This window comes from Nocardioides houyundeii (assembly GCF_002865585.1).
Classification (GTDB): Bacteria; Actinomycetota; Actinomycetes; order Propionibacteriales; family Nocardioidaceae; genus Nocardioides; species Nocardioides houyundeii.
This window is the reverse complement of sequence record NZ_CP025581.1, coordinates 1,232,866-1,244,273: the sequence shown is the minus strand read 5'-3', so window position 1 is coordinate 1,244,273 and position 11,408 is coordinate 1,232,866. Positions and strand designations below refer to the sequence as shown.

Annotated in this window: 11 protein-coding genes, 2 tRNA genes and 1 pseudogene; all 14 read right to left on the bottom strand. The window is 70.0% G+C overall.

Translation table 11 applies throughout. The features are described from left to right. Positions 1-8: 8 nt before the first annotated feature. Positions 9-869, bottom strand: a complete 861-nt coding sequence (locus tag C0R66_RS06035) for a hypothetical protein (RefSeq protein WP_101523931.1) — start codon at positions 867-869, stop codon at positions 9-11. Positions 870-981: 112 nt separating this feature from the next. After that, positions 982-2,265, bottom strand: coding sequence for an ATP-dependent Clp protease ATP-binding subunit ClpX (gene clpX, locus C0R66_RS06030; RefSeq protein ID WP_101523930.1), 1,284 nt, complete (start codon positions 2,263-2,265; stop codon positions 982-984). A 121-nt stretch (positions 2,266-2,386) separates the two neighbouring features. Next, a complete protein-coding gene (locus C0R66_RS06025; protein WP_101523929.1) occupies positions 2,387-3,004 on the bottom strand; it encodes an ATP-dependent Clp protease proteolytic subunit in 618 nt (205 codons plus the stop codon). Positions 3,005-3,007: 3 nt separating this feature from the next. Next, the gene (locus tag C0R66_RS06020; protein ID WP_101523928.1) at positions 3,008-3,634 is read right to left on the bottom strand and encodes an ATP-dependent Clp protease proteolytic subunit; all 627 of its coding nucleotides are present in this window, start codon (positions 3,632-3,634) and stop codon (positions 3,008-3,010) included. A 173-nt stretch (positions 3,635-3,807) separates the two neighbouring features. Then, complete coding sequence (gene tig, locus C0R66_RS06015) at positions 3,808-5,241, bottom strand: trigger factor (protein ID WP_101523927.1); 1,434 nt, start codon at positions 5,239-5,241, stop codon at positions 3,808-3,810. Positions 5,242-5,274: 33 nt separating this feature from the next. Beyond that, positions 5,275-5,347, bottom strand: a tRNA-Pro gene (locus C0R66_RS06010). Between the two features lie 38 nt (positions 5,348-5,385). Next, positions 5,386-5,456: transfer RNA gene (locus tag C0R66_RS06005), tRNA-Gly, on the bottom strand. 132 nt (positions 5,457-5,588) lie between these two features. Beyond that, a complete protein-coding gene (locus C0R66_RS06000) occupies positions 5,589-6,683 on the bottom strand; it encodes a PP2C family protein-serine/threonine phosphatase (RefSeq protein WP_101523926.1) in 1,095 nt (364 codons plus the stop codon). Beyond that, positions 6,676-7,557: an Fpg/Nei family DNA glycosylase gene (locus C0R66_RS05995; protein ID WP_101523925.1), complete on the bottom strand. Its 882-nt coding sequence runs from the start codon at positions 7,555-7,557 to the stop codon at positions 6,676-6,678. Before C0R66_RS05995 ends, C0R66_RS06000 begins: the two co-directional genes overlap by 8 nt. Then, on the bottom strand, positions 7,550-8,056 hold the full coding sequence (locus tag C0R66_RS05990) for a ribose-5-phosphate isomerase (protein ID WP_101523924.1): 507 nt from the start codon (positions 8,054-8,056) through the stop codon (positions 7,550-7,552). The genes C0R66_RS05995 and C0R66_RS05990 overlap by 8 nt, the downstream gene beginning before the upstream one ends. Before the next feature lie 12 nt (positions 8,057-8,068). After that, positions 8,069-8,191 (bottom strand): hypothetical protein, encoded by a 123-nt coding sequence (locus C0R66_RS19905; RefSeq protein WP_277869167.1) that lies wholly within the window; start codon positions 8,189-8,191, stop codon positions 8,069-8,071. After that, positions 8,188-8,961, bottom strand: a complete 774-nt coding sequence (locus C0R66_RS05985) for an alpha/beta hydrolase (RefSeq protein ID WP_241901594.1) — start codon at positions 8,959-8,961, stop codon at positions 8,188-8,190. The genes C0R66_RS19905 and C0R66_RS05985 overlap by 4 nt, the downstream gene beginning before the upstream one ends. 18 nt (positions 8,962-8,979) lie before the next feature. Beyond that, positions 8,980-9,549, bottom strand: a complete 570-nt coding sequence (locus C0R66_RS05980) for an LURP-one-related family protein (RefSeq protein WP_101523923.1) — start codon at positions 9,547-9,549, stop codon at positions 8,980-8,982. 21 nt (positions 9,550-9,570) lie between these two features. After that, positions 9,571-11,363 (bottom strand): annotated as a pseudogene (metG, locus tag C0R66_RS05975) (methionine--tRNA ligase). Positions 11,364-11,408: the final 45 nt, after the last annotated feature.

Here is an 11,408-nt window from a genome sequence, read left to right as displayed (position 1 = left end):
CCGGTGTCTCAGCGGCCGCGGCGCCCCGGGCCGTCCTCGGCGTGCCCGGGGGCGCCCTGGGCGTGCGCCGGGCCGCTTGCGGCGTGCGCCGGGCCGCTCGCGGCGTGCGCCGGGCCGCCGCTTCCCTGAGACGTCGCCGGCGGTACGGCGCGCTGCCTGCCCGCGAGGCCGGCCGCGCCCGACTCGCGGACCGTGGGCGCCGTGGGCGTGGCCACGACGGGGTGCTCCGAGGCCCGGCCACTGATCGACCCACGGGCGCCGGGGCCGTCATCGTCGCGGGAGCGCCCGCGGCCGTGCTTGCCGTGCGACCCGCGAGGCTCGCCAGCCTCCCGGGAGCGCCCGCGCCCGTGCTTGCCGTGCGACTCGCGGGGCTCACCGGCCTCCTGGGAGTGCCCGCGGCCGCGGCCGGGTCGCCCGGCCCTGGTCCGGGCGCTGTGGCCCGGCGCGGTGCTCTCCACGACGGTGCTGGATACCGGCACGACCACCTCGGGGTCGGGCCGGGGCGCCGAGGAGACCCGCGGCTTCGCGGACTTCGCCGTCGCGGGGCCGCCGACGACGACGCTCTGCGCCGTCCTGACCCCCTTGGCCGGCCCAGCGCTCGCGCCCTGGGGCTGCAGGCCGAGGGCGCCGCGCCCCCCGTCCTTGTCCGACGGTGCAGCGCGCTGGGATCCATCGCGTGCCGGTTCCGCCTTGGCACTGACCCGTGCACGGTCCCGTTGCAGGGGAGCATCGGGCTGGGAGAGCGCGGGGAGCGCGGCGCGGAACAGCCCGACCACGGCTTCGCTGCGGATGGCGTGGCCGAGGGAGAGGGCACACAGGAGACCGACCACGACGAACGCGAGCAGTGGTCGCTTGTGCTGAGCACTCATGGGAGACGATCCTTCGGCCTGGGAACGGAAGAACGCCAGTCTCACCGGCCGTTCGGGCACCCGTCGGTCGAACGCCTGAAATGACTAGAAGTGACTAGTCGCGACCCGTCCCTCAGGCGGACTTCTTCTTCTTCTCCGGCTCTCGGAGGACCAGGGTGGGCGCCACGTCGTCCATGACGACCTCCCGCGTCACGAGCACCTTGGCGACGTCGCCGCGCGATGGCACCTCGTACATCACGTGGAGCAGGACCTCCTCGATGATGGCGCGCAGCCCACGGGCACCGGTCCCCCGCTCAAGTGCCTTCTCCGCGATCGAGGCGATGGCCTCGTCGTCGAAGACGAGCTCGACGCCGTCGATCTCGAACAGCCGCTGGTACTGCTTGACCAGAGCGTTGCGGGGTTCGGTGAGGATCTGCACGAGCGCCTCGACGTCGAGCTTGCTGACGCTCGCGATGAGAGGCAATCGGCCGATGAACTCGGGGATGAGGCCGAACTTGGTGAGGTCCTCGGGACGCACCAGCGCCAGCAGGTCCTGCGCCTCGCGCTCGGCCTCACTCCGCACCTCGGCGGTGAAGCCCAGGGACTTCTTGCCCACCCGCTGCTCCACGATGTGCTCGAGGCCGGCGAAGGCCCCGCCCACGATGAACAGGATGTTGGTGGTGTCGATCTGGATGAACTCCTGGTGCGGGTGCTTGCGGCCACCCTGGGGCGGCACGGAGGCAGTGGTGCCCTCCAGCATCTTCAGGAGCGCCTGCTGCACACCTTCGCCGGAGACGTCGCGTGTGATCGACGGGTTCTCCGACTTGCGGGCGACCTTGTCGATCTCGTCGATGTAGATGATGCCCGTCTCGGCCTTCTTGACGTCGTAGTCGGCCGCCTGGATGAGCTTGAGGAGGATGTTCTCCACGTCCTCACCCACGTAGCCCGCCTCGGTCAGCGCGGTCGCGTCCGCGATCGCGAACGGCACGTTGAGCATCCGGGCCAGCGTCTGGGCCAGGTAGGTCTTGCCGCAGCCGGTGGGACCGATGACCAGGATGTTGGACTTGGCGACCTCGACGTGCTCGTCCTTGCTGTGCTTGGTCGCCGAGCCGACGGCCGCGCCGGACTGGACCCGCTTGTAGTGGTTGTAGACCGCCACCGCGAGCGCCTTCTTGGCGTGCTCCTGCCCGATCACGTAGGAGTTGAGGAACTCGAAGATCTCCCGGGGCTTCGGCAGCTCCTCGAGGCTGACCTCGGCCCCCTCGGCCAGCTCCTCCTCGATGATCTCGTTGCAGAGCTCGATGCACTCGTCACAGATGTAGACGTTGGGGCCGGCGATGAGCTTCTTGACCTGCTTCTGGCTCTTCCCGCAGAAGTTGCACTTCAACAGGTCACCGCCGTCACCAATTCGTGCCACGGGCGCTCATCCTCCGGTCCGGCCGGTCGCCCGGCATCGCTGCGAAACTCCTAGACGGTACCTCGCGCCCGCCCCCCTCGGGGGGCGGACACGAAGAGCCCGACGTTTGCTGTCTGATGGGTCAGCGACCCGCGCCGAGGGCGATCTCGCCGGACCTCGGCTCGAGCACGGAGTCGATGAGGCCGTACTCGACGGCCTGCTCCGCGGTGAGGATCTTGTCGCGCTCGATGTCGCGACTGACCGTCTCGATGTCCCGACCACTGTGGTCGGAGATCATCTTCTCCAGGAGCTCACGCATCCGCAGGATCTCGTTGGCCTGGATCTCGATGTCGGAGGTCTGGCCGAACGTGCCCTCGGTGTAGGGCTGGTGGATCAGGATCCGGCTGTTGGGCAGTGCCAGGCGCTTGCCCGGCGTACCGGCGGCGAGCAGGATCGCCGCAGCCGAGGCAGCCTGGCCCAGGCAGACGGTCTGCACGTCCGGCTTGATGAACCGCATCGTGTCGTAGATGGCGGTCAGCGCGGTGAACGAGCCACCGGGCGAGTTGATGTAGATGGAGATGTCCTGGTCGGGGTTCATCGTCTCCAGGCACAGCAGCTGGGCCATGACGGCGTTCGCGACGTCGTCGGAGATGGGCGAGCCGAGGAAGATGATGCGCTCCTCGAAGAGCTTGCCGTAGGGGTCGATGCGGCGGAACCCGTAGGAGGTCCGCTCCTCCCACTGCGGGATGTAGTAGTTCATGCGTCAGTCCTTGTCAGCGTCGGAGGAGTGGGCGGGCCGGCCTTCGTCGGCGGCCTCGCGGGCGCTCTTGATCACCTGGTCGACGAGGCCGTACTCGCGGGCCTGGTCAGCGGTGAACCAGCGGTCGCGGTCGGCGTCGTTCTCGACCTGCTCGACGGACTGTCCGGTGTGCTGGGCGATCAGCTCGAGCAGCACCTTCTTGATGTGCAGCGACTGCTGGGCCTGGATCTTGATGTCCGAGGCCGAGCCGCCCATGCCCGAGGAGGGCTGGTGCATCATGATCCGCGCGTGCGGCAGGGCGTAGCGCTTGCCCTTGGTGCCGGCGCAGAGCAGGAACTGGCCCATCGACGCCGCCAGGCCCATGCCTACGGTTGCGACGTCGTTGGGGATGTAGTTCATGGTGTCGTAGATGGCCATGCCCGCATCGACAGACCCGCCGGGACTGTTGATGTGCAGGAAGATGTCGGCCTCGGGATCCTCGGCCGACAGCAGCAGGAGCTGGGCGCAGATCGCGTTCGCGTTCTGGTCACGCACCTCGGAGCCGAGGAAGACGATCCGCTCCTTGAGCAGGCGCTGGTAGATGTGGTCGTCGAGCCCGTAGGAACCGCCACCGTTCATCTGTGGCGACATCGCGGGTGCACTGGAGTTCGGGTTCACGTCAGCGACCCTAGCCCGAAGCTCCGACAGTTCCACGAGATACCCGCCCTGTTCGCCCAGAGCGCACACATCGCCGGCCAAAGCGACGATCCCCGCCCCGGCCAGAGGGCCGGGACGGGGATCGGGAGGTGCTGTGCGGGTGAGGCTCAGGCCTGCGTCGGCGCCTCGGTGTCCTCGGAGGCGTCGTCGGACGCCTCGTCGGAGGCACCGTCGGAGGCACTGTCGCCCTCGGCGGTCGGCTCCTCGGGCTCGCCGATGCTGCCGTCGGGGCGCAGGTTCTTCAGCTCGACCACGTTGCCCGAGGCGTCCTTGACGATCGCGGACTCCACCACCTGGGCCAGGGCCTTGCCGCGCACGATCTCCTGGACCAGCTCGGGGATGTGGTTGTGCTCGAACATGTGGTTGGCGAACTCCTGCGGGTCCTGGCCGGACTGCTGGGCACGCATCACCAGGTGCTGGGACAGATCGTTCTGGTCGACGCCGATCTCCTCGGCCTTCGCGATGGCGTCCAGCACGAACTGGGCGGCCACGGCGTCGCGCACCCGGCGCTCCAGGTCGGCCTCGAACTCCTCGAGGGTCTGTCCCTCGTCCTCGAGGTACTTCTCCATGGTGAGACCGGCGTAGACCAGCTGCTGCTCGACGTTCTGGCGGCGGGCGTTCAGCTCGTCGGTGACCAGGGTCTCGGGCAGCGGGATCTCGGTCTTCTCCAGCAGTGCCTCCAGCACCGCGTCCCGGGCGGCCGCGGCCTGCTCGAGCCGCTTGCCGCGGCCGAGTCGCTCGCGCACGTCGGTCGTGAGCTCCTCGACGGTGTCGAACTCCGAGGCCATCTGGGCGAACTCGTCGTCCAGCTCGGGCAGCTGCTGCTCCTGCACGGCGGTGACCTTGACGGTGACGTCGACGTCCTCACCGATCAGGTCGCCACCGACCAGCTGGGAGGCGAAGGTCTTCTCCTCGCCGGCCGACATGCCCACCAGGGCCTCGTCGAGCCCGTCGAGCATGCCGCCGCGGCCGACCTTGTAGGACATGCCGGAGACCTCGCCGCCCTCGACCGTCTCGCCCTCCTTGGCAGCCACCAGGTCGATGGTCACGAAGTCGCCGTCGGCGGCTGCCCGCTCCACGTCGACCAGCGAGCCGAAGCGCTCACGCAGGGCCTGGAGCTGCTCCTCCACGTCGGCGTCGGTCACGGTGATGTCGTCCACCTCGGCGGTGACGGCGTCGTAGGCGGGGACCTCGAAGTCCGGCTTGATGTCGACCTCGGCGGTGAACTCGAGGGTCTGGTTGTCCTCGAACTTCGTCACCTCGATCTCCGGCTGGGCCAAGGGCTCGAGGGAGTTCGCCTGCAGGGCCTCCATGTACTTGGCGGGCAGGACCTCGTTGATCGCCTCGTCCAGGACCGCGCCGCGGCCGACCTGGCGGTCGATCACGGCCGGCGGCACCTTGCCCCGGCGGAAGCCGGGGACGTTGATCTGCTGGGCGATCTTCTTGTACGCCGCGTCGAGGCTCGGCTTGAGCTCCTCGAAGGGCACCTCGACAGTCAGCTTGGCCCGGGTCGGGCTCAAGTTCTCGACGGCGCTCTTCACAGGTGATCTCCTTCGTCGGTGGTGGTGCGGAAGTCGGGGCGACAGGACTCGAACCTGCGGTCTCCTGCTCCCAAAGCAGGCGCGCTAGCCACTACGCTACGCCCCGGCAAAACACCCCGCGCACGCATGTCTGGGGCGCCTCTGAGCGGATGACGGGAATCGAACCCGCGTAATCAGTTTGGAAGACTGAGGCTCTACCATTGAGCTACATCCGCATGCACTGTGGCCCACCCGGCCACGAGCGGCGAGGTGGGTGAATTGCGCGATGCCATGGTGCCACACCGGGCGGTTCGATCCCCAACCGAGGCCCACCGGACCGGAGTCGTCTCGACGTCGGGCTGCGCGCCTCAGCTGCGCCGGTAGTGCACCATCAGCAGCGCCCGGTCGTCGTCGGGGGAACCCAGCGCGTCGATGAGCCGGGCGGCGCCGTTCTCGAAGTCCCCGCGCAGCACCCGCTCGGCCTGCCCGAGCATCCGGTCGATGCCCAGGCCGATGTCGCGCCCCCGGGTCTCGACCAGGCCGTCGGTGTAGAGCAGCATCGCGTCGCCGCGGCGCATCTGCCCGCGGACGGCGGGGAACTCGGCGTCCTCGATGAGTCCCAGCACGGGCCCCTCGGTCTCCAGCACGTCCCAGCGGCCCGATCCCGCGTCGTGCAGCGCCGCCGGAGGGTGTCCGGCCGAGCGCAGCGCGAAGCGACCCGATCCGAGGTCCAGGGACAGGTGGATCGCGGTGGCGAAGCCCTCCTCCCAGTCCTGGCGCAGCAGGTAGGCGTTGGCGGCCGGCAGGAACTCCTCCGAGCGCATCGCGCCCATCAGCCCGCCGAAGGCACCCGAGAGCAGCAGCGCCCGGGTGCCGGCGTCCTCACCCTTGCCGGAGACGTCGACCACCGCGAGCTCGAGCCGCTCCGGCGTGGTGCGCGAGGCCACCACGAAGTCGCCCGCGAACGGCGTACCCCCGGCGGAGCGCAGCTCCCACATCACGTGCCAGCTGGGCGGCAGAGCCGGGATCGCGCCCTGCTTCAGGATGCGGTCCCGGAGGTCGACGAGCATCGACTCCCCCCGTGACCCCGCGACGCCGAGCTGGGAGCGGCGGAAGGAGCTGAGCAGGATGATGAAGCCCAGGGCGAACATCACCGCGACGCTCACCGCGATCCGGGCGGTCACGTCGGGCTGCCGGGTGACGGCGACCGCGAGCGTCATCAGCACGAAGACCACGAACCAGGGCAGCTGGCGTGGACCCAGCACCAGGCTGGCGATCACCATGGGCACCATCAGGAGCATCATCGGGGCGAAGTCCGGCAGTCCGATGATCGCCGCAGCCATCAGCAGGGTGGCCACCACCAGCATCACCAGCTGCTCGGAGAGACCGGTGCGGGTGGCGCGCTGCCACCGCTGCCTGAGCACCCGCCACGGGGCCGACAACACCGAGCTCACTTCAGCCATGTCCATCCTCGCGCGCGTGTTGAGCCGAGCCTAGGGCCCGCGAGCGGAACGTGGGCTGACATTTGCTGCACCAGAACAGATTCCTGCCCACCAGCACCGCCGTGCGCACGGGGGTGCCGCACACCAGGCAGGGCTGACCCGTGCGCCGGTAGACGTAGACCTCCCCGCCGTGGTCGTCGCGCCGCGGCTCCCGACCCATGGCCTCGGGGGTGTGCTCGGGCCGCACGGTGTCGATCCGGCCGCTGCGCACCCCCTCGCCCATGAGCACGATCAGGTCGTCCCAGAGGGCGAGGAACTGTCCGCGACGCAGGGTCCTGCCCGGACGCAGCGGGTGGATGCGGTGCCGGAAGAGCACCTCGGCGCGGTAGACGTTGCCGACCCCGGCGATCACCGTCTGGTCCATCAGCAGGTCGCCGATGCTCCGCGGGCTGGCGCTGATCCGGCGCCAGGCCCTCGCCACGTCGGCGTCGGCACGCAGCGGGTCCGCGCCCAGCTTCGAGATCGCCAGGTCGCGACCAGCGGGGCCGACGAGCTCGCACCGGGTGGCGCCGCGCAGGTCGGCGTACGCCGTGGGTCCGGGGTCGGCGGTGACCAGGCGCAACCGCACCTGGCCCACGGGGCCGGGCACCTGCGCCACGTCCGCGTGCACCGCGAAACCACCGATCAGGCCGAGGTGGACGTGGATGAACCGCTCCCCCTCGAGCTCCACGAAGAGGTGCTTGCCGGCGGAGTCCGCGCCCTCGAGGAGCGCGCCGTCGAGCTGCCGGGCCTCCGACTCGAACCGGCCCTGGGGGCTGGACACCCGCACCCGCCGGCCGGCGAAGGCCAGCGTGAGGTCGTCCGCGAGCCGCCGGAGGGTGTGCCCCTCAGGCACCCGGCCCCTGCAGGGCGGAGTCCGGCAACGGCGGGAGGTCGCCGGTGACCTCGTAGTCGGCGAGCTGCCCGATCCGGCGGACGTGGCGCTCGTCGCCGCTGAACGGCGTGGCCAGGAAGACCTCGACGAAGCGGGTCATGTCCTCGACCGAGTGCATCCGGCCGCCGACCGAGACGACGTTGGCGTCGTTGTGCTCCTTGGCCAGCGCCGCGGTCTCCTCCGACCAGGCCAGGGCGCAGCGCACCCCCTTGACCTTGTTGGCCGCCATCTGCTCGCCGTTGCCGGAGCCGCCGATCACCACGCCGAGGCTGTCGAGCCCCTCGGCCCGCTCCGCGGCCACCGCCTCGGCCGCCCGCAGGCAGAACACGGGGTAGTCGTCCAGGGCGTCGTAGACGAAGGGACCGTGGTCGACGACCTCGTGGCCGGCGTCGACCAGCCAGTTCATCAGGTGGTCCTTGAGCTCGAGGCCAGCATGGTCAGATCCCAGGTGCACGCGCATGGCCTGATCCTCTCAGACGTGCTGGTCCAGGAAGCCGGCCACCTGCCGCATCAGTGGCTCGGCGGCGTCGAAGACGTCGGGGTGCCGCCAGAAGCCGTGCACCATCCCGAGGTAGCGGGTCGCCACCACGCTCACCCCGACCTCGGCGAGCCGGGTCGCCAGCAGCTCCCCTCGTCTCGCAGCGGGTCGTGCTCGCAGGTGACCACCAGCGTGGGCGGCAGGGTGTCGAGGCTGTCGGAGCGCAGGGGCGCCAGGTCGGGATCCTCGAAGTCGGCCCGGGATCGGGCGTACTGCTCCCAGTACCAACGGGCCTGCTCCTTGTCGAAGCCGTCACCCGCGGTCTCGAACGACGCACCGGAGAGCTCAGGGTCCAGGAACGGGTAGATCAGTGCCAGCGCCGCGAACCGTCCCGGGTGCCGCAGCGCGGCCACCAGGGCCAGGTTGGCCCCGGCGCTGTCGCCGTGGGCGAACCACGGCAGGTCGGCGCCCAGGCCGATCTCGCCAAGACCTCGGTCGGCGAGCCACGCCAGGACCGTCGAGACGTCGTCGGGGGCCGCGGGGAAGCGGTGCTCGGGCGGACGCCGGTAGTCCACGCTCACCACCGCCATCGACGACCGGTTCACCAGCCGTCGTGCCGCCGCGTCGTGCACCTCGACGTCGTTGAGCACGAAGCCGCCGCCGTGCAGGTGCACCACCACGCCGGTCGGCCGGCTCTGCGGGAGGTAGGCGCGCACCGGGACGCCGGCGGCATCGAGGTCGCGGACCTCCCCCACCGGCTCACGGGGCGCGGCCAGCGCCGCGGCCCGGTCCTGGGCCCGCTCCCGGGCCACGTCGAAGTCGGGGTGGTGCACGGGGGTCTCGGCCGCCTGGGCCTCCAGGGCCCGGCGGGCCTGCGGGTGCAGCACCTCAGCTCACCTGTCCCGTCACCGGGACATGAGCGCGTCCATGGCCACCGCCACGGCGGCCGCCAGCCGGAAGTCCACGCGCCGGTCGGGCACGTCGACGGTGTAGCGGTCCCCGATGCTCACCTGCCGGGAGACCGAGATCAGCGGCCGGCCGTCGGGAGCCACGTAGTCGAAGTGGATCGGCAGGAACGGGAAGTCCGAGACGCGGCGCAGCAGCGCCACCCACATGTGCCGCTCCTGACCCGTGCCCTGGAAACCGGGACCCTCGAGGTGGAAGGTGGAGCGCAGCAGGCTCGCGCCGAAGTCCTTGCGGAAGAAGCCCAGCGGTGCGCCGTCGGCGTCGGTGACGTCGTACCCGGCGTTGAGGTCCACCACGGAGCGCGCCTTGAAGCCGAAGACCGGGCGGTTGCGGGTGGAGTCCTCGAAGAAGGTGACCTGCTCCTTGAACGCGAAGCGCTTCTGCTCCGCGAACGCCATCACCCGACCGGGCGTGCCGTCGGGCCTCGCCTCGAGAACCTCGTAGCGGTTGACCATCATGGTCAGCTTCTGCTTGAGGAAGAAGCGAGGGACGTAGGCCAGATCAGTCATGGGCAGACCCTACGACGGCCTTCAGCCCTCCAGCCCCAGCCGCGCCAGCTCCTCGGTGACCAGCGTCGGGTCGAGCTTGGTGAACACCGGAGTCGGCTTCTCGATCGGGGTCCCCGGGACCACGGCGCGACGCTCCCAGGGCCGCACGCCGCTGTAGTCGCCGGTGATGACCGGGTAGCCGGGTCCCCCGTCGAGGTCCTCGACCTCCTCGATCCGAGGCAGCGGCTGCAGGTCGCCGGAGCCGCCGAGGACCACGTCGATCTGGTTCGCGGTGAACGGCAGGAACGGGCTGAGCAGCGTGTTCAGGTCGTGCACGCACTGGGCCATCACGAACAGCACCGTGCCCAGGCGCGCCGGGTCGTCCTTGATCTTCCACGGCTCGGAGTCGGTGACGTACTTGTTCACCTCTCCGACGGCACGCATCGCCTCGGCGATGGCGTTGCGCATCCGGTTGCGGCCGATCAGGTCCCCCACCACCGTGAACGCGGTCTCGGTGGCGCTCAGGATCGCGGTGTCGGCCTCGCTCAGGGTGGACGGTTCCGGGACCTGCCCGAAGTTCTTGGCGATCAGCGTGGCCGTGCGGCTCACCAGGTTGCCCCAGCCGGCCACCAGCTCGGAGTTGGTGCGCTGCACGAACTCGGCCCAGGAGAAGTCGGAGTCCTGGTTCTCGGGGCCGGCGGCGGCCACGAAGTAGCGGAAGGCGTCGGCCTGGTAGCGCGAGAGCAGGTCGGCGACGTAGATGACGACCTTCTTGGAGGAGGAGAACTTGCGCCCCTCCATGGTCAGGAACTCCGAGCTCACCACCTCGGTGGGCAGGTTGAGCACCCCGAGCTCGTGCGCGCTGCCGCCCTTGCTGCCCTGGCCGTTGTAGGCCAGCAGCTCAGCCGGCCAGATCTGGCTGTGGAAGGTGATGTTGTCCTTGCCCATGAAGTAGTACGACAGCGCCTCGGGGTCGTTCCACCACTGGCGCCAGGCCTCGGGGTCGCCGGAGCGTCGCGCCCACTCGATGGAGGCCGAGAGGTAGCCGATGACCGCGTCGAACCAGACGTAGAGCTTCTTGGTCGGGTTGTCCTGCCAGCCCTCCAGCGGCACCGCGATGCCCCAGTCGATGTCGCGGGTCATCGCCCGCGGCCGGATCTCGGAGAGGATGTTCTTGGAGAACTTGATGACGTTGGGACGCCACGTGCCCGAGGCCTCCCGCTCGTCGAGCCACTCCCCAGCGCCTCGGCCAGCGCGGGCAGGTCCAGGAAGAAGTGCTGGGTCTCGATGAACTCCGGGGTCTCGCCGTTGATCCGCGAGACCGGGTTGATCAGGTCGTGCGGGTCCAGCTGGTTGCCGCAGGCGTCGCACTGGTCCCCGCGCGCGCCAGGGGTGCCGCAGATCGGGCAGGTGCCCTCGATGTAGCGGTCCGGCAGGGTGCGTCCCGTCGAGGGCGAGATGGCGCCGTACGTCGTCTGCTCGACGAAGTAGCCGTTGTCGTAGACCCCCCGGAACATCTCCTGCACCACGGCGTGGTGGTTGCGCGTGGTGGTGCGGGTGTACATGTCGTAGGAGAGCCCGAGACCGACCAGGTCCTCCACGATCAGCCGGTGGTTGCGGTCGGCCAGCTGCTGCGGCGAGATCCCCGCCTCGTCCGCGGCGATCAGGATCGGGGTCCCGTGCTCGTCGGAGCCCGAGACCATGAGCACCTCGTGCCCTGCCATCCGCATGTACCGGCTGAAGACGTCGGAGGGCACACCGAAACCGGCCACGTGCCCGATGTGGCGCGGACCGTTGGCATACGGCCAGGCGACTGCGGAGAGGACTTTGCTCATGGGGGCGATCCTAGTGAGGCTCGCGTCGGCGCGTCCCGCCGGTTA